Raw genomic sequence first — 21,096 nt, 5'->3', positions numbered from 1 at the left:
ATTAAAAAACTCAGGGACAATAATCTACAATCACATTTTTTCATATTATTATCATTTCTTTGTTTACCAAACATTTACTGAATCTTATACTAAGGGGTACCAAATCCTTTTGCACCGACCGAGATATATTCAATACAAGATCCTTTTTTAGATAGAGCCGCATCTTGATCTTTTAAATCATCTTCGCTTAATTCTTTGTGTGCATCAACAGTAACTACAAATAATATATCTCCATTGGGGCCACCCAATGTGCAAGCCAGAGGAGTTTTATTGAACCGGATATTCTGCAAAACAGTACCACCTTCTTCAACTTGTATCACTATACCCATGTGGGGTATAGCGGCCCAGACATTTCCATCCTTATCCATAGTAATGCCATCCGGACCACCCTCCAAATCTGCCCAAACATGTCGATTTGATAAACCACCATCGGGCAAAATATCAAAAGATAAAAGCTGTTTTGCGAAGGTATCAGCTACAATTAATTTTTTTTGATCTTCAGAAATAACCATCCCATTGGGGCATATCATTCCGTCGGCGACTTTCTCGAAACTTCCGTCTGGTCTTACCAACGTAACCCAGGCATCCACATCCATTCCCGGTTGGTAGGTTCTAACATCGTAGCCATAACATCCAACGTATGCATTGCTTTTGGTATCAACAACCATGTCGTTGATCCCGACTGCCGAGTGGCTCAAATCAGCTAAAATTTGAAATTCCCCGTTTTTTTGCTTTAAGATATTAACGGCACCGGTTGCAATTAATAAATTTCCATCCTCTCCCCATCCCAGACCTGAAGGAATAGTAGGCACATCAGCAATAAGTGTGGCATTCCCTTCGAGATCAACATTTTTTACCTGTTTCCCAAAAATGTCAGAAAACCATAATTTATCATGGCGCCATCTTGGACTTTCTCCCCAAACAATACCATCAAGTAGTTTAGCAATTTGTTCACTCATATAATTTTCATTTCGTTTGCACACTTACTGTAATTTCAATTCTTGCTTCTAAATTTTATTTGGACTCTTTATTCATTTTTGACTCGCTTCCCCTATCTCCTGTGCATTTTATCAAATTCTATTTTTGGGCTTAAAACGTTGTTAACCTTCTCAATCACTACATCATCGTTTATAAGGATATTAGCTTCCAGTTTTGTTTTACGCGATGATGGGCCAACTTTGATTTTGTATTCTCCGGATTCGACCATCCATTGCGAATGTCTGGGATTGAAACAAGCCAGGTCTTTATTTCTTGCAGAGAGGATTAATGTTTCGGATTCACCAGGCTGAAGTAACTTGGTTTTACCAAAAGCGATTAATGCATCTTTTGGTTTTTCTATTTCACCACTGGGGGGATTTGAATAAACCTGTACAACTTCTTTTCCCGGATAATTACCAGTATTTGTTACCTCAACTGATATCGTGAAAATATCTTTGGAGTCTATTCTGTTAATATTCAACTTATCATACTGAAAATTGGTGTATGACAAACCATATCCAAATTCATAAGCTACTGGAACATTGAAAGTGTTATAATAACGATATCCCACATATATATCTTCCCCGTAGATAACCTGCCACGGTACATTTTCGTTTATAGAAAATCCTGACAACTCTTTAATTTCATTTATCTTTCCATCTATTGATTTACCAGGGAAGTATGCAGCAGTTGGGCCGTCTTCATACTTAGCTGGAAAAGTTATGGCTAATTTGCCCGATGGATTAATTTTCCCTGTCAGAATATCAGTTACTGCATTACCGGCTTCTTGTCCGGGTTGCCAGGCACACAATACAGCATCCGGAATTTCACTCCAACTTGTTGTTTCAATTACCCCGGGCACATTTAGAACAACGATTACTTTTTTTCCAACTTTGTGAAAGGCGGTTGTTACATTTTTTAATAATTCCCTTTCCTTTCTGCTTAAATAATAATCACCTTCCACAAGTTTTCGGTCACCTCCTTCACCTGCCAAACGGCCAATTGTTATTAAAGCAATGTCTGCGGTTTGTGCAGTATTTGAAATTAACTTGGAGGTAAGAACCAACTCCTCAATTCTTTCCGGTCCGGTAAACATGGCCAGAATAGGATTAGAATTGGTGTGTTGTTTTGCTTTTTCATGGGACAAATAAGAGGAATATACCGTATGAAGTTCCTTATTTACCTGATACCCTTTTTCTACTAATCCTTGAGTTAAAGAAACAGTGGAAGCTTCATTTACGTCACCACTGCCTGTACCTCCCGAAATGAAATCATAGGACGTATTTCCAAAAACGGCGATACGTCCAACATCCGAAGCCAGTGGTAATGTTTCATTTCTATTTTCCAGTAAAACCATCCCATCAGCAGCAGCCTGACGAGCAACTAATGCATTAGCTTTTAGATCAGGTTTATTAGAGTTGAGATATTTTCGATATCGAGGAGTATTTACCATTACTCCTAATATCCTTTCTATATTTTTATCCAGTTCTGCTAAATCTAAGGTGCCGGATTCAACGGCTTCAATAATTTCCTTCACCTGACTAAAAGAGCCGGGCTGAATCATGTCATTACCTGCCTTGATTTGTTTAATAATATCATTACCGGCTCCCCAATCGGTAACTACATATCCGTCAAATCCCCATTCGTTGCGTAATACATCTGTTAAAAGTTCTTTGCTTTCCGAAGCATACGAGCCATTTATTTTATTGTAAGCAGACATCACAGTCCACGGCTGGGCTTCTTTAACAACGATTTCGAATCCTTTGAGATAAATTTCACGAAGTGCTCTTTCGCTAACAATTGCATCAGCTGAGGCCCGGTAAGTTTCCTGATTATTAACTGCAAAATGTTTTACTGAAGCACCAACTCCATTCGATTGAATACCTTTTACCATTGAAGCAGCCATCTTACCTGTCACAAGTGGATCTTCTGAATAATATTCAAAATTTCTTCCACAAAGTGGATCTCTTTGAATATTCATTCCCGGAGCTAGGAGAATATCCGCTCCATATTCTAATGATTCTTCTCCCATGGCATTACCAACCTGTTCAACAAGTTTGGTATCCCAAGTAGAAGCCAACAGAGTAGCAATAGGAAATGCTGTACAAAAAAATGTGCTATCAGAACCTTCACGTCTAGGTGAAATTCTAAGTCCTGCGGGGCCATCAGCCAGCGTTTGACTGGTAATTCCCAAGGTAGAAAATTCAGCAGTTACTCCGGCAGTACCGGGCAAATACTTTCTCACCCTTTCAACCATATCTACATAAACAGAATCACCCTCAGGTCGTTTTGCAAATCTTTCCGGCATTTGTTCTTTTATAGCTTCAGGAAGTACAAAATAAAGTCCGGTACCAACAACCAGTTGGGCTTTTTGTTGTACAGACATTGAATCAACTATAGCGTTCAGATCCATTGTAGTCTCATTTTTAGTGATACATGACGATACCACCAGCGTAAGCGAGATGTGGGTTAAAACCAACACGAATAAAAACTTATTCATGTTGATTTTTATGTTCACTTTATGAAGTCTCCTTTTATTGTTCACCTGCTTCTACCTCTTCATCTGTTTTATCCCAGCCTATCATGTACAATGGAACAATGTCAAACATTTTATCCATCGATCCCGGTTCTTTATCTTTCCAGATTGTTTTTACAATAGCATGTTCTCCATTTAGCACAAAACGATCAATAAATGTGTCGATTTCGCCAAAGTTGTATTGTAGTGGTTTTAAGGCCACAATATGGTCTGCACCTTCCTCAACATATAACCAGTGTGGAAAGTCACGCTCTACAAACTGCTTATGCAAATAATTTGATCCTGCCGTAAATGTTCCCATCATTTCCATACTTTCGAATGGAACCTGCATATCTTTATCGCCATGCATAAAAAGTATAGGACACGGTGTTTTTTTCCATTCCAATGTTTTTTCCTTAACCATTACACATCCGGCTTGCGAAATCACTCCGCCATAATTAAATCCTTCAGGTACAAGTTTTGAAAGTGGTCTTTCTGCACATATCTCGTATTCAGCATTTAAACAGGTAATGGCTCCTGCACTACCTCCTGAAATCATGATTTTTTCTGTATCAATGTTCCATTCATCAGCTTTTTCGATGATATAAGCAGTAGCTGTCAGAAGGTCTTCCAGTGCAACATTAATGGCATTTGTCATTATTTCTGGACTGGGCTGTTCAACATCTTTTAATCCTAACCTGTAATTAATTGCAATGGAAACAAAGCCCTTAGCTGCAAAATGTTTATTGTACTTAATCTGTAGTGCATTTATACGACTCCCGGTAGCAAAACCTCCGCCATGCACATAAATCATTACCGGGCGTTTCCCTTCATATTCAATACTGTTGTCTACATACTTGTCAAGAAGTAATTCTTGCCCATCAATTTCAGAATAGACAAATGTTTCTTTTTCAATGTTGTTTTGCGCTACTGCGCTGCAAATGGCAAGCGTACAAATTGCCACGATAACTGATAATTTTTTCATTTGATTCAATTTTTGTTTAACTCTATTCACGATAATTCTTTTTTTATCTAAATATCTATTGGTTCATTACCGAAACAATACTTACAGGCCCTAATAAACCAGAAGGCTGTAATGGAGATTGAGACTGATAAAACGGCATGGTTGTATAGGTAATTTTTTCTTTTACATCTGGTTGTGTATCTCCAATCAAGCGATTTACCCAAAGGTTCACAACTTTTACCTCCAGCTTGTTCTCGCCAGTCTTAACGGCACCAGAAATATCCAGGGTAAATGGTTTTTTCCAGACAACTCCCAAGTCGACACCATTCAATGTTACCTGTGCCAGATTTTTCACTTCCCCTAGGTCGAGATACAATTTTCCAACTGAAAGATCTATCGCAGATAGCTGAATTGTTTTGGTGTAGGATGCGGTTCCAGAGAAGTATTTTATACCTTCATTTGAATTTTCAGTATAGGATTCAAGCTTATTGAAAGTTGAGTATGCAGGGGCTCCTCTTCCTGATTGGAATACAACATTCCACTGGCCTTCCACCGCATGAACTTCTTTTTCTTGTTTTTCAGGAAGTTCAACTTTATTCACTTTTGATGGTTCTCCGAAAACAACAAAAACAGCATCATTAGGACTTAAATCCAATTTGACAGTAGTTGTACCTTTTTCAATAACGAAGGATGCGTCTTCTTTATCTCCTGTTTCCGGATGCCAAATCTCAGGCTTTTTACCGGTGACCCGAAATGTTGCATTTACAGTTTCACTTTGACCACTTCGGCTATTCACCCAGTATATGTCTGCATCCCCAACTTTTCGGTGCACATTCAACAGTTCAACCTTATCATCTGAGGTGTATGTAAAATCAGGTTTAATACTTAATGAATTCAGCACCTGTTCCATGCTTTCGCTTTCGCGAACATTGACTTTTCCCGAATTCCAAACATCATTCACAAGTCGATTGAATTCCTCGTTGTCTCCCTGTAGGCCGGCTTTAAACTCAGGTCGTTTTCCAACAATGACTGCCCCTTCACATGCCAGTTTATTCAATTTGCGCAATACCGCCAGCGACATTCTTTTACAATTTTCGTCCAACACCAATATTTTGTAATTCATTCCACTTGGAGTAACCAGATTTCCGTCTTTTACCTCAAGAAGATTATTCAGTGCATCCGTATTTATAAAGTCGAAATTATATCCGTTGGGGATTGCGGGAAGCTGGTGACCAAATAGGCCTGTAATATTATTGTCTTCTCCATAGTAATAGACAATATCGGCTACGAACTGGCCTTGCTGTAACAAGTACGAACTACGCGCCAGGTAATCGGTCCACGCTTTGGCTTGTTCAGCCCAGGTTTCGTGACGGTTAAACCACTGGCCAAATATCATTAATCCTAGACCAGGTATTTTATCGTCAATTGGTTGATGGACCGAAGTATGTATAACAAACCGGTTTAAGCCATTGGCAAGCTCCATATCTGCAGTTGCTTTCAGGTTTTCGGGACAGTATGACCAGGCATTCCCCATCAAGCCCATGGCAGTCAGCGATTCAGCTGCGACCAGGTTTTGTCCGTAGATATGCGCAACAGAAGCGGATTCGCGAATATCAGCCTGAGCCATTTCCGGCGTAGATCCGGCCCCACTGGAAATCCACATTGCCGACATGGGTACTGCTGCTTTGCGTTTGGCATCCATTCCATCAACCAAATAAAGTCGTCCGTTTTCGTGCGATTCGGTATAGCGAGACATTCCCCGTTCATCCAGAATATCGGTTAGCTGGTCGTAATGGAATTCGGCAATCATTTCACCAATGGTTTTCCGCCAATCCCACAAAAACTGCTCACTAGCTTCTGTGCTTTTTATAATTTGCCCTGTTAAAACAGGCATCCATGGAAGCAGACTATATCCTCTTCTTGTTGCAAATTCCTGTTCCATCGCCGGTGTCCAGGTCATCTGGCCAGCTTCATAACTATCTGTGATAATGTATTCCAGACCTTTATCTCCCATTAAGCCTCCCGTAGCGTCCTTATATTGGTCAAGATAATTGTTGAAATAATCCCGAACAGCACGAGCATCAATCTTATCCACTTCCAGACCTGTTGCCTCCGGCGAAGCCGGATGATTTATTTTTCCGGTGAGTGAATACCCGAACCGAACTATCTTCCAGGCACCATCTGGAACATCCCATTGCAACACTCCATTCTCGTCAACCTTGTCGGTAAGATTAATTACGGTGTTCAGATCCACGACATCGGAGGTCGCTGGGGTTGGATTTTCTTCCAAATCGAATGCGGCAGCAAAACCTGCTTTCTCTTCAGTATGATTGATACGTGTAACCGGATGCAAAACAATTTCGGCGATTTCGGTACCCTTCACCTCTGATACTTGTCCTCCGAATAAAGCCTCGATGGATGCATATGGAGAGGATGTTGGATTTTTAAAGTTGATCCTAAAATATCTGCTCGTTGTTTCGGGGATATTTATAGTTTGTTGTGCAACTCCACCTAAAGGAAGTTGGCAAAGATCTCGAAAAACGACTCCGTCTTCGCTGACTTGAAGATTGCGCGTATTGGCAGGAGGAACAGCACCCCACTGATCTCTTAGTCCACCTCCAACTAATGTAATCGATTTGACGGTTTGGGATTGATTGAATTTGAATTGAATCCAGCCGTAGTCGCCTTTTTGATATACAGGCAAAAGATTTGTTTTTGCTAAATCTCCATCTGTTAACTGAGCTAACGAAAAACGACCTCCGCTTGAAGTTACTTCAGGATTTAATTCTGCCAGATTTATATCTTTTACAGGAAGTTTATAAGCTATAACAGCGATGTCATCATAATATTCCTGAGCTTGTTCTCCGTCTGATGTAAAAGCGGTTGCGTCGTCTGCTAAGGATATGTTTTGAAATGTTCCAGAATTTGTATAAGGTTCAGGCAATTCCCCTTCAAATTTATGACCTCCGATCACACGAATATCGCGCCAAACAAGCTTTTTCATACCATCTTTGGCTGGGACCCAGGGACCACCAGTTTGGCTCCATCCCGGCGAACCGGCAATTGCCATTTCCAAATCCAGAGAATCGGCCAAATGAGTAGCATACCTAAAGGCGTCTTTCCACTCCGGCGTCATGTATGTGAGCCTTTTTTCAACCACCTGAGGCATCATCATCCCGGCATCGAAATTCTGAAAGCCACCGATTCCGCTTCGTTTCATCCAAAGTAAATCTTTTTGGATACCGTCTTTAGTAACATTTCCATTCATCCAATGCCACCAAACTCTGGGGCGAGCTTCTTTCCCTGGTTTTTTAAATTGTTCATATAATTCACTAGACCCTGTGTTATTCTTCGAACAGGAGATCATTGAAACAACTATTAATAATAAGAAGAAAAGGCGTTTCGCACTCATGACTTTTGCTATTTTCGTTCAGTATTAGATGGTAAGACAGTTATAACAACCCGTGCAAATGAGGTCAAGGCCTGTGCCCCCTGATCCTTTACTTCTAAAATCAAATGAATGGTTTTTGCTTCCTTAACATCTGGTGCAACAAATTGAATTTTATTTTTTTCAGGATCAGAAATTTTAACCATCCCGTTATATGTACCGGCATCTTTGAATTGCCACCAAAGAGGAACAGCTTTGGGCCAGGTTTGTGCATAAGCTGCAAATCTCTCCTTATCCATTCCCAACTGTTTGTATACATCAGCATACTGTTCCCAAAGTAAATCCACATTTAATGGGTCGGGGTCGCTGATGCGAGCATCTATCTCAACCAGATCTCCTGACTTGACTGTCCGGTCAAGGTCACCGATAATTTCAATCTCTGGTCGATGGTTTGCTTCTTCAAAAGATTCAGATACGCACCAATCCAGGCGGTTCTTAAAATCCCGATTCACATATTCAATCCACCTCAGGTATGAACCTCTATCCACGTCACGATACACATTTTTGCAACCTTCAACTTTATAAAACTGACCTCCCCATCCACCCCAGGTTGGATCTTCGTAACCTCTTAATCCATTACCCAACGTGTATAAGAATGCAGGTGAATCACCTTCACTAATGTAATCCTGGGGATAAAGTGCACCTAACGATCCATGACCATTTTTCACATCATCATCGACAAAAGAACCTGTAAAAGCCATACTACCATAGGCCCAGGTACCATCGAAATAGTGACAGAGCAGCATAGTTACTTCCGGATGGGCCTTTTCGATGTAGCTACCGGCTCCATCCTGATACCAAATATTATACATAATAACTTTAGAAATGGCTCTGGAGTAATCTTTAGGATATTGAGTCTTTAATTTATAAAAAGCGCGTGCAGCTGTGTTACCTCCTCCCCAGGCTTGGATAAAGACCGGTCTGGGATCATCATCCAGTAAAACTTCCACGATTCGATCTGAACCTGGTGTATCATTCCAATTTGAAGGATTGATAAGCGGTTCCATACCCGGGATACGTCGGCTGGAATATGGGTCAACAACTATATGCGAAGAATCCTCATCGCCCACATAGATCATACTCTTTAATACATCAGGAGCAGGGTAAGATAAATCGTGTATTTTTAAATTTGAGTAAACCTTTTCGTAAGCATTGATTTGTTCTTCGAGCCATCCGATCGAACTCCATCCTATCTTTTGATAAACAGAATTGGTTTGAATAATAGCCTCTAAATCAATGTCGTTTGTATAAAGCAGAAACCTAACCATTGAACTACGGTCATCCACTTCGCCATCTGTCATTACTATTACCCGGGGTTTTTCGATTTGCCCAGCAGACACATTGCTACTTATCAGAATAGCTATTGCGAGATTTAGAATGAATTTTACATTTCTATACATAGTTCTTAAATTATTTTTTCTGTACCTATGTGGTCAGCTACCAACTACTTCACAACCACCCTAACTTTTCCAAGGTTTTGAATTTTGGTGTACAAAGCTTCAATATCACCTTCGCGTTGCAAAGCAACACGAACTGTTGGAAAATAAGTTCCAGTCTCCTCAAAACTTACCACCTTCTCAAACTCGATCCGGCTACCACCATCACTAAAAGCAGCTTTACTTAAATCAACCGGAGATGTGAATTGTTTTGAGTCATCAAGACACCACTCTGCTGCCACTATCCTTCCAGTGTTTTCTGGGGCCTCAACAACTACATGAATACTAACCTCTTCACCCACTTTAGCTTCAACACGCTCCTTCCCATCAATAGTTGCATAAGGAACAGGTTGTACTCCTCCGCGTTTTTTCCCGTTATGTAATAACTGCACCTGGCCATTCTCAATTTTATAGGCTGATGTCTTTGATGGTGCATTCCCTTTTTCAACCCAGGCACTCACATCAAGCAAAGCTTGATAAAGGGTCGACTGATATGAAACCACTTCGGTTGGGTCATCAACTTCGCCATGCGTCGCCCTGTCAGTGTACCATAGGCGAAAGTTATTGTCAGTTTTATCTCCAAGATGTTGCTTTACTTTGTTTCTGTACCAATCGCCCTGCCACGCAAAAGCTTCGCGATCCCATACTGAACAGCATAGAATCATTTTGCCATTGATCTTTCCTTCTGGAACGGTTCCAGAAGCTCCCATTGTTATCATGGGTCCTACCAAAAAAGGACGCTGTGGGTAAATTGGCACATCGTTGTATCCTCGAAATTGATTCCAGACATAATAATCAGGTGTAGGCATCTGATGGCGATAATACGTTTCAACCGCGAGGAAATCAGAATTATCAACCTGAATAGAATCACCTACATGCAAATAGGTTAGTAAATGAGGTTCATTTACAGGAGCCAAAACCACATATTTTCCATTGGTTGCGGTAATTTGTAGAACCTGCCCTTTTCCTTCACCAGAAAGAATAAAAAGATCTCCTCCCATGCCAATATCTTTAACATCAACATCAATTTGATAAACAACAGGTTTATCTTCAATTTCGGAGCCCATGCTGGCCCAAGCACGGTCAGCCGTTCCACGATCAGCCTCCGAAAGCGGTTTTACAAGTTCCAGCTCCTCGGCTTCTGTTTGACCAATAATTTGCTTGACAACTCCCTTGGTTTGCACGCGATCGCGTTGCAATGAAGCCGGATTATCATAACCCAAGTACCCCGGTTTATTCCAAAAGTCTTCATGGAAATATTTCTCATCCATTGCCACAATACTTTTATATAACACCAAAAAACCATGTGCATCCATGTACTCCCATCCATACCACGATTTAATCGGAAATCCCATTCGCGTACACTCCTGCAGTACCTGGCGCTGTTCTACAGTTAAGGTTGCATAAGGGTCACCACTTCCGCCTGGCCTTAATGCATCCACTATGTCGGCCATTTTATCTTTTAGAATTCGTAAAGCATACATGCGAACTGCAAATACATTGGGAATGGCATTGGGAGAACCCATAACAAAAGGAACAGCTCCATCCCAAATCCCATCGGTATTTTCCATTCCGCCTATCGTTCTGAATGCTCCTCCGCTACCTCCAAAGCAGTATCCATAGGGACGATCGCAATCGTAAATTATTTTTGCGATATGTCGCGATAGCTCTGCACATGCAGCATTAGCCCGATATGCACCAATTGAAGGATCTCTAAATGTGGAAGGATCGGCAAAGTCAATTTTTCCACCTTCGTTAGTTTCCACAAAATATGCCCCATGCGAAATACTAAAACCAATAGGGCCGACATCTCCGGGATGCGCCTGTGCCGATGTTTCGCTATCGGGGAAAGGCGTTATGTATTGGAAAAAACGACCGGTGTAATCTTCCTTTTCAGGATAATAAAATGAAAAGCGTGTCCCGTCATCAAAACCTCCATGAACATATCGATGTTTCACCGGCTTTTCCCGCCACTCATCTATATCAATAAAAGGCTTTTTAAAAAGCGTGTCCTGCAATGTAAAATCTTTTGCAAAATCAGTTCCCAGCAGGGATGATTGGTTTTGAGCCAGCGCTTTAAATGTTCCTGTAAGAAAGAAACATAATACGATGTAATAACTGACAAATTTTGTTTTTTTCATGTGATCTTCTATATCTATTTAACAATTACTCTCGCACTGCCCAGGTTTTTAATTACAGCGAAAGGTGTTTCCAAATTACCTGAGCGTTCCGATCCTCCTTGCAGGGTCGGGAAATATGTTCCGGGGGATTTATAGGTGTAGGTTGTCCGAACCTTTGCTTTTGTACCCGATGAATTTGTGTAATAGCGGACAATGTTATCAACGGCAACAAACTCCTTTCCACCCTCAAAATTCCATTCTGCCAGAACCACTTTCCCTGCATTTTTTGGAACTTCTATAATTGCCTCCAGGGTTACTGTTTCACCGGCCTTTATCTCAGTGCGCTCTTTTCCGTTAGCTTTAACCTTGATTACAGGTTGAATACCTCCGCGTTTATTTGCTTTTTCCGGTAAAATTACCTGTCCGTTTTCTACCTCATAGTTGGTACCCATGGGCTTAATCCCATCCTCCACCCAAGCGCTTAAATCGCGTAATGCCTGGTGTAAAACCCCGAGGTATACAATGTCGTGAGTTGGATCAGGTTGTGAAGGATAATCTCCGTGATTGGCATGTTCAGTAAACATGATACAGAAATGGTCATCCAGCTCGTCTCCCAGATTTTCTTTTACTCTACTTTTCATCCAGTCGGCATGCCACGGAAGCGCACCTCCATCGTTCATATTCTGAACAACAATCATTCTTCCTTCAAATTTACCGGAAGGAACAGATCCTGACGCAGCAGCAGCAAACATCGGAGCCAGCAACATCGGACGTTGTGGATAAATCGGCTTTCCATTTGCATCTTTGTATTGATCGTAAACATAGTATTCATCTCCAGGAACCTGATGGCGATGGTAATAAGAAACGGCCAATAGATTTGAATTATCAAATTTTAATTCATCGCCAACTTTCAACTTTTTGGCTGCCTCATTGTTTCCCACCGTTAATATCACAATATTGCCGTCTATCCACTGAATATTTAGTTTTTGACCTTTGACAACTCCACTGTTTACAATCAAGTCATAGGAACCAGTCTTGTTCTCCGGTACTGCTTTCAGTTGAATCGCAACTGGTATATTTCCCGACGCATCTTTTTGAATTAATCCTTTCCATGCATTGGCTGCCAGTCCTCTTGATTCTTCACCAAACGGATCATATTCCAGCCCCATTTCCATGGCTTCTTCTGCGGATATTATCTTCTCAACTTTTGAGACTAACTGAACACGATCTTTTTTTAAGGATTCCGATGGATTATAACCAGCATAACCCGGTTTAGTCCAGAAATCGGTAAAATACCCCGGATCCATTTGTAATATTGTGGGGAGAATCAAGGCAAAAGCTCCCAATCCGGCCCCCTCTGATTGGCCTGTTCGCCATGCTCCTGGAGGAAAACCAAACGCCGTTATTTCATAGTATGCTGCAATTTCCTCAGCAGTTTCCAGCACATCGTAAACACTTTTTTCGCTTCCTGCTGCCAAAGCATCTACAATTTCTGATGTTTTGTTTTTGAGTACCCTGCCAGCCAACATTCCAGCTGTAAAAGAATTTGGGATTGACATAGGAGTTGGCATCACATATGGAACTACACCATCCCAAACTCCCGATGTATTTTCGATACTGCCAATGGTACGCAAAGAACCGCCGCTACCTCCAAATGCATATCCATACGGACGTTCACCTCCATAAAGCTGTTTGGCAACTACTCTTGAAAATTGGGCACACGCAGCGTTCGCACGATATGCCCCGATGGTAGCATCGTTTGCCATCGGATTTGAAAAGTCCAACGGGCCGCCACCATTTGTTTCAATAAAGTAGGCACCGCTCTCAATGGCGAAACTGATTTTATCCGATTCGCGAGTAGGCGCATTCTGAGAAAGATTTTCATTATCTGGAATTGGTGTTATGTATTGAAAAAAGCGACCATCGTATTTCTCTTTTACGGGAAAATAAAAGGAGAATTTGGTATTGGTTCCTTCAAACCCCCCGTGCACATAATGGTGCCCGATTGGAGTATCTCGCCATTCATTTCTGTCGATATAGGGTTCACTAAACAGTTCATCTTCTGTTTCATAACCGTTTGTCGACACGGAGCTTATTTCCTGTGCTTCAATATTTAAGGCTACTGCCATTAAAAACAGATAGAATAATGTTTGTATTTTAAAATTCATAATTAGTTTGATTAAATGTTGATGTTTTAGGTTTAATACATTTTATACTCTGTTGATAATTCTGTGAGTTTGCCAGTCACTAAAGCTTCTATCTCATCAAGGATTCTTATTTCAACTACATCCGTTCTTAACTTCATAGATTTTAGTTGTTGCAATGCTTCCTCTTTTTTTGTTTCACTTAGATTCACTTTCAATGCCATCAAACCAATATCACTTGCTTTGATAATCCTATCTGTGTACGCATTAAGTATTTTCAGGTTTGGAGCCTGTCCAACTTGTTTTTTAAGTTGTACTGAGGCATCTTTCCATTTCTTCAGTTGATTTTCAATTTCCCATTTTGCCTTTGGCTCCTTTTCATTCAGATAAATTTCAACTTGTTCTCTGAATTTCCATTCCACTTCTGAATCCACGTCAACCATATCAGGCAAATTAACCAGTGGTACAGTTTCGTAGGTATAACTGGCCGGTTGCATCATTGTCGTTGCCAACCTTCTATACCCCTGGAAAGGAGCTAAAATCTCAAAAATGGTATAAGGAGCATCCAGAGAGGTTCCGTTAGCCATAACTGACAACCATCTTCTTGCATTCAAACGGTGATTTAAACCATTTTGCTCAAGTTCATCACTCAATTTGTAAAGCCTTCTGTACATATCATTAATTTCTGTGATACTTGCCGGAGACCAAAGTCGTTCAGCCACAGCCGCTGATCGTGGCCATGCTCTTCCTTCAAAACAGTTCTCATCAACCAGCTCTGACCACAACGCCACTTCTCCACCCCAAACATTTTCAATTGGTTCGGCGGGAATTTCCGGGTTTATATAATGCACATGTGAGGGAAAGAACAGATCGATGTAAAAACCGGTATTAATAAGTACAGTATTTCCTTTTTCGGCAATTTCAAGAGGAGGAACGGCTTGCATTGGTCCACCTTGTGCAATCCAGGCCTGAAAAATAACATCTTTAGGTAATTCTTCAGAATAAGCCTCCTGATATGCTATCATTTTACGGTTATGTTTCTTAAATATATCGTATACCCGCCCCACAAAGTAGCTATGCAATTCATGCGTATTTTCCATTTTATTTTCCTTCATAAACTGCGCAATGTTGGGATTCTGCCGCCAGGCTGCACCGTTGTTCTCGTCGGCACCAATATGAAAATAGGGAGAAGGAAAAATGTCCGTCATCTCGCCAAACAGATTACTCAAAAATTCATAAACCTCTTCCCTGGTTGGATCAATAGTTGGTGTTGGTGCCGAGTTTACAGCCGCTGCCAGTTCCTCGCGGGGAGCATCGGCATCGAATACAAATCGGGGACCGGGCTTGTAAGGGCCAGGCGCACTCGCTAACTCGGGATAACCGGCAAACCAGCTGCGCGAATGTCCCGGAAGGTCAAATTCAGGAACAATTGTAATTCCTCTTTCGGAAGCATATTTAACCAGGTCGGTTAACTCGTTTTGAGTATAATATCTTCCATACGAACCCATTTGATGAAGTTTTGGGTATAGCTTTGATTCCACTCTGAAACCTTCATCGTCGGTAAGGTGAAGATGAAGAATATTGAGTTTTACGGCAGCCATCGCATCGATATTTTTCTTCAAAATTTCGATGGGTAAAAAATGCCGGGCTACATCAACCAACATTCCCCGCCACTTAAACCTGGGCTCATCGGATATTTGAACTGCCGGGATATAATAGCCGTTCTCATCGGCAGTTACCAATTGAATTAACGTTTCCAATCCCCGAAGCGTTCCAATCGTAGTTGGCGCCTTTAACTCTATTCTACCTGTTGTTACGCTCAATTCATAAGATTCATCCGCATAAATTGAAGACTCAACTTTTGTATTGATTTGAATTGACATATTTGGATTAGTCGGATTATTACCTGACTCAATCCTCGCCTGATTAAAATAAACAAGCGTTTTTTGTCGTAACCTTATTAAAAAGCGATTTGCTGCATCTGCTGCTGTTTTATCATTATCGGCAGCCAAAAGGGATATGGCAAAATCCGAATTTATTCTGAATACACCTTCACCCACAATAACCTTATTGGGATAAGGCATTACATTCAGTGATTGCCGTTGAGCAAAGCCTGTAAAGCTAAGTGGAAACATGATGAGAATCAAGATTAATTTTTTATTCATTTTTTTAGATTTAGTTACAAACGAGTGAATTTTTCCCCTCTGATAGTTCATAAACTTTATTATTCCAGGTAAACGTTCCGGAGGTATTTGGAGGAAGCAGAACAGCTGCATTTAAACCGCCTTTATTAACTTTATAGGAAACTTTAATTTTTCCATTCGGATGTGGCATTTCACCACCTATTTCTTTGATATCGCCTAAATGCGGTTCAATTTTCACCTTAGAGAAACAAGGCGCATCGCTATCGATTCCAAGAATGATTCGGAAAAATTCGATGTTCGGACTTGATCCCCAGGCATGGCAGTCGGAACGGGTATCGTGAATCTCTGAGGTTTCAGCCCAGGTTGTCAATCCCATCGCTATGTTTTCCCGCCATTTACCAAGCCAATTTAAATAGTCGTTGCCATAACCGGCTTTTGTAAGTGCTTGGTGAAGGTAAAATTTGAAGTAAATAGAAGCTGGCGCCAGAGTGTTATCATCTAAGATCTTCTGTGCCGTTTTATTAGCCTCTTCAGGAGTATAAACTCCGGTTAGAATAGCCAGAATATTTGCATGTTGCGAAAACTTGTCTTTTTCAATACGGTCGGCAAAGAGCTGTCTGTTTTTATCCCAGTATTTTGCCTTAATGGTCGCTTCGAGCAAAGCTGCCTTCTGGGTATATTTCTTTGCCAATTCTCTGATTCCCAACTCTTGTTCTAATTCGGCTGCCACCTGGAAGGCATACAACAACTGAAAATCCAACAATGCCGAACTTCCATCCTTTCCAATGGGGCCAATACCCTCCTCCCAACCGTCGGTAAATACCCAATCGGTAAAAGTCCAGTATGGCAAATTTTTCAACGAGCCGTCTTCGTTTTCATATCCTTCAAAGAATTCCAGCACATTTCGGGTACTTTGAAGCTTTTCGGCAACAAAATCCAGATCGTTACCATACATCATGTAATCGTGCAACATGGCAATATACCACAACGAAAACGTTGAAATATATTGCGGTGTTACCGATGGATGGCGACTAGCCGTTACGCCCTCCGGTTGTTGCGAATATTGCATCAAATTTAAGGCGTTACGTATCAACCTGTCGTCGCCGCTATTGTATAACGAAACCAATGCCTGAATTCTACCATCACCGATATATTGCAATTGTTCATAATAAGGACAGTCCATGTAGGTATCCATAGCACACAATCGAGCTGAACGCCATCCTATTTCAAACATCTTTTGCAATTCCTGTTTACTGGTTTCCAGTTTTGCATTCAATTGGAAAGGATAGCCCGTAAATGTGCCATAAATATCTTCCAGTATCAGCGGAGAATTTTTTGTTGTAATGTTTAACTGCACATAACGATAGGTTCTGTAATTAAGGGTAGTAAAGCGTTGGTTTTGCGAACCATCAGCTAGTATTTCGTCTTTTCTTCCAAGCAGTATTTTTCCATTTACTTCATTCCGATTACCTTTTGCAGGGTATTCGGTAAACAGTGCTTCCTGATAACCAATATTAATAACCGCATCTTTTCCACCGCTGAAAGTCAAACTTGTATAGGCATTTGTAAGAAAAGTTTGGTCGAGTAAAATTGTAACGTCACTATTTGCAGGTATTGTTACCGGAGCTTTTCCTTCTAAAAATGAATCTGCGATGGAAAGTCCATCAGACTTGCGAATTTGCAGGAAACGTTGCTCTGTTAGTTCCATTTGCGGCAAAGCAGACGGCACAAGCAACCAACTATCCAAAACTCCATGATAACCTAAAATGTTTTTCGGAATTCCGGGAAATAGAACTTCTGAATTCTCCCATGCCGAGTCGTTAAACGATAATGTTTGCCAGTTTTCAGGCTGCAAAGCCATATCAATTTTTTCACCTGGCCCGGCCACATAAAACAATTCCATGCGAACCGGCACTGGGCTATAACTTTTATCATGGATACATTTCCATGATTCATCTGTATTTAAAACTTCAGCATCTGTTGTGCCTCCCTGAAGAATAAATCCAGTTTGCATCGATAGATGTCCTTCAGCTCTATATTCTGCCTCATTCCATACTTGTGCTGCAATAATATTTTTTCCGGGCCGTAAATAGGGACCTAAGTCTACCGTTTCGTAATGCCAATGTAAAAGGTCTCCTCGTGCAGGCCCAAGTGATACCAACTGTTCATTCACAAATAATTTGTATCGATTATCAGCTGATACATGAACCGGGAAAGATTCCGGGATAGAGCTGAGTTCAATATTCTTTCGAAAATAGTACACACCGTAGCCGTTGGGATCAATATCCGGTACCGAAATCCAGCTTGCATCCCAGTTATGATCAAATATATCCTGACTTGTATTTTGTGCAAATGAATGTAACGTTATACCTAGTACTAAAAACAATACATTTGCAATGATGAATTTTATTCGAAAGTTGAGTTGATTTCTCATGTTTTTTTATACTTCTTTTATTTTTCTGATACCTGCTTGTTGATATATTCCAAAAAATATTTGATTGCCTTGTTTCTGTGTCTCTTAAAAATAAACACATGTCCAGCTCCTTTAATGACCTTTAAAGTGGCTAATGGATATTCCTTTGCGGCTCTTTCTGCATAGGAAAGGGGAACTGCCTTGTCCTTATCACCATGTATGAGTAGTACTTCTTTATCAAAGTTTTTGGTTACTTCAAATGCATCCATATTATAGAGTGCATCAACATAGCACCGGCCTATTTTCATCTTATTCGGAAAGTCCATTTCGTCTTTTATTCCTTGCTTGTCAGGAAATTCATTCCTCATGGCATCCGGCATGTGAAAGGCTGGGTAGAGCAAAACCATACCTCTTATTTCTTCTTCGCATTCGGCAGCTGCAAGAGCTGAAACAAATCCTCCCTGGCTTTCACCACTTAAGAATATATTGAGTGTATCAACAAACGACCAATTCTTTGATGCAGCTAACACTGTTTCCAGATCATCCTTTTCGGTTAATACCGACATTTCAGTTGTTTTTCCATCGCTTTTACTCAGATTGGAACCACCACAAAAATCGAAAGTATAACAGGCAATACCATTTTCGGCCAATGCAGTACCATAACTTGTGAGAAACATATGCGAACTGCTGTAACCATGTGATAATATAACTAATGGGTATTTCTGATCCTGTTCTCCTTTTGGGATATAGGCGACACCGTAAATGTTTTTACTCTCGGTATTTACGCAGTTAATCGCTTCAATTGAATATTTGTCATTCTCCCCAAAATCCAATGGATTTTTAGGAACAAACTGGCAACTATAAATTAGCAGGACAATTGCCAATAAAATTATGTTATTTACATTTTTCATCCTTCTGTAATTTCTCCAACTCTAAAGAATTTCGATACCACACAGTTGCTCTGGTTCTAAGTCGACAGAGGAATATTACTGATGCTTCAGTGATCTATATTTTAATCCCATATTTGATATTACTTTTTCCTTAAACGATTCAAGCAAATTTGATCATTCCGCTTGGATTTAAAGAGGTGGCCGTTCACATAACCACCTCTTCTCTAACTAACTATCTATGCGAATAGACTATTTTCATTTCTCGTGGTATTTGAAAAAATTTTCCAAACATTTAAGCATCCGCGATGAATACAAAATCTATAATCATTCTATAATTTTAATATAATGCAGGAAATTGTATCAAACAAAGTTTAAGATAAGAGGTGGTGTTTAACCACCTCTTTTTCTAACCAAAACTATCTATGGACAATAGCCTCACTATCATCTGATAATTATCAATACTTACCACCCAGGATTTTGAACAAGCTCAGGATTATTATTTAAGTCACTTGTTGGTATTGGAAAAAGTTCATTCTTACCACTTTTAAAACCAGGGCCTCCGGTATTTGAGGTAACCACATCAAAACTTCCGTCCTCTTTAAGGCCATTAAATGTTACACCCTGTTTACCACAATCTGCAAGTACCTGAGGTGCATCACCCCAACGCACAAGATCAATAAAATGATGACCTTCACCATACAGTTCTGCACGACGCTCAGCCTTTACACCATATTCTTCATTATCCATATCCAGTGCAGGAGCATCTTCAAGACCTGCACGATTACGAACCAGATTGAGTGCTTCAAGTCCAGACATAGCACCTTCTGAACCTCCCATAGCAACAGCCTCAGCATAATTTAACAACACCTCTGCGTAACGCATGTAAACAACACTCCGTTTATTGAAATAGTACGGAAAGTCACCAACCAAATCTTCAGCCAAACACATGTCCTTTACTTTTATGTACCCTTCACATTCATCAATTGGAAGAGTCACATATCCCATCATACTTGCAGTGTTATAGTCCATTAACGTTTCCTGATAACGTGTTTTGTCTTTACCGTCATGGGTTTCCAGAAATGTTGCAAAATCAGCTGAAGGATAAGATCCTAAACCAAAACCTAATAGAATACTTGCATATTTAAAGTACCAAACCGAAACAGCAGGTGAATAACATGCGATATCAAAAGTTCCTCCTTGAGCAGTTGCTACACTAGGATCATCACTAAAGTTAAATTCCCAAATATTTTCAGCACTAAAATCTACGGCTGAACTGTTAAGTGTAGCAAAATTATCATTCAACTCATACAACCCTGTGGCTATTACCTTACTATGTAAGGTATTGGCAGCTTCGCTGTACTTGCCTTGCCACAATTGTGCTTTTCCAAGATAAGCATAGGCAGCTTCTTTAGTTAGGCGGCCACCAATTGCTGCTTGTCCATCAAGCCCTGGTTTTGTTGGAAGGTCATTAGCAGCAGCTTCCAGTTCGCTTTCAATAAACGCCCATGATTCTGAGGCAGGAGTATTCAACTCAGAGCCATCCATAACATGATCTGCTAGTGGTGGATTACCATATAACTGAACCAGATTCATCATTGCAATAGCACGGATTGTACGAGCTTCAGCTATTACCTGAGACTTCACATCTTCTGATGCTACATTATTTTCCGGAAGACCTTCCAGAATCATATTGCAGTAATAAGCAATCTTATAATAATATGACCAGATATATGAATAGGTACCCGCATCGGAACCTTCCTGATAAACGTAATAATTGGCAGATTCTGCACTCATTCGAGCCATTTCGTATTGTAAAGAACGGTAGCTTGCTTGTCCACCCGCCAGAACTGACTGGTATGAATCTCCCAAAACCAGAGCATATACAGCTGATATAAATTGTTTTACCTGAGTATCATCTCCCGTCTGATAGGTAGAAGGTCCCATAACCCCTTGCTGCTCTATATCAAGCAAATCTTCATTACATGACGTTACAGAAACTGCAACTAGAATGAATATTAAAATTGAACTAAATATATGTTTCATC

General features: G+C 40.5%; 11 protein-coding genes. All 11 read right to left on the bottom strand.

What is annotated here, in order from left to right; genetic code table 11:
• Positions 1 to 89: 89 nt before the first annotated feature.
• A complete protein-coding gene (locus QZ576_RS14850) occupies positions 90 to 959 on the bottom strand; it encodes an SMP-30/gluconolactonase/LRE family protein (RefSeq protein WP_297098535.1) in 870 nt (289 codons plus the stop codon).
• Positions 960 to 1,051: 92 nt separating this feature from the next.
• Complete coding sequence (locus QZ576_RS14845) at positions 1,052 to 3,391, bottom strand: glycoside hydrolase family 3 N-terminal domain-containing protein (protein ID WP_297098533.1); 2,340 nt, start codon at positions 3,389 to 3,391, stop codon at positions 1,052 to 1,054.
• Positions 3,392 to 3,512: 121 nt separating this feature from the next.
• Positions 3,513 to 4,478, bottom strand: coding sequence for an alpha/beta hydrolase (locus tag QZ576_RS14840; RefSeq protein WP_297098531.1), 966 nt, complete (start codon positions 4,476 to 4,478; stop codon positions 3,513 to 3,515).
• 55 nt (positions 4,479 to 4,533) lie between these two features.
• A complete protein-coding gene (locus tag QZ576_RS14835) occupies positions 4,534 to 7,824 on the bottom strand; it encodes a glycosyl hydrolase (RefSeq protein WP_297098568.1) in 3,291 nt (1,096 codons plus the stop codon).
• A gap of 53 nt (positions 7,825 to 7,877) precedes the next feature.
• On the bottom strand, positions 7,878 to 9,305 hold the full coding sequence (locus tag QZ576_RS14830) for a DUF1593 domain-containing protein (protein WP_297098528.1): 1,428 nt from the start codon (positions 9,303 to 9,305) through the stop codon (positions 7,878 to 7,880).
• Between the two features lie 44 nt (positions 9,306 to 9,349).
• Complete coding sequence (locus QZ576_RS14825) at positions 9,350 to 11,482, bottom strand: hypothetical protein (protein ID WP_297098526.1); 2,133 nt, start codon at positions 11,480 to 11,482, stop codon at positions 9,350 to 9,352.
• Between the two features lie 14 nt (positions 11,483 to 11,496).
• On the bottom strand, positions 11,497 to 13,629 hold the full coding sequence (locus QZ576_RS14820) for a hypothetical protein (RefSeq protein ID WP_297098524.1): 2,133 nt from the start codon (positions 13,627 to 13,629) through the stop codon (positions 11,497 to 11,499).
• Positions 13,630 to 13,661: 32 nt separating this feature from the next.
• A complete protein-coding gene (locus tag QZ576_RS14815; protein WP_297098522.1) occupies positions 13,662 to 15,770 on the bottom strand; it encodes a family 20 glycosylhydrolase in 2,109 nt (702 codons plus the stop codon).
• Between the two features lie 10 nt (positions 15,771 to 15,780).
• Positions 15,781 to 18,183 (bottom strand): alpha-L-rhamnosidase C-terminal domain-containing protein, encoded by a 2,403-nt coding sequence (locus QZ576_RS14810; protein ID WP_297098520.1) that lies wholly within the window; start codon positions 18,181 to 18,183, stop codon positions 15,781 to 15,783.
• A 17-nt stretch (positions 18,184 to 18,200) separates the two neighbouring features.
• Positions 18,201 to 19,073 (bottom strand): alpha/beta fold hydrolase, encoded by an 873-nt coding sequence (locus QZ576_RS14805; RefSeq protein ID WP_297098518.1) that lies wholly within the window; start codon positions 19,071 to 19,073, stop codon positions 18,201 to 18,203.
• Between the two features lie 441 nt (positions 19,074 to 19,514).
• Entirely contained in the window at positions 19,515 to 21,095 is a 1,581-nt protein-coding gene (locus QZ576_RS14800) for a RagB/SusD family nutrient uptake outer membrane protein (protein WP_297098516.1), read from the bottom strand.
• Position 21,096: the final 1 nt, after the last annotated feature.

The organism is uncultured Draconibacterium sp., from assembly GCF_913060805.1.
Lineage (GTDB): Bacteria > Bacteroidota > Bacteroidia > Bacteroidales > Prolixibacteraceae > Draconibacterium.
Note: the sequence above shows the minus strand (reverse complement) of the source record. Positions and strands in the feature narration are given on the sequence as shown.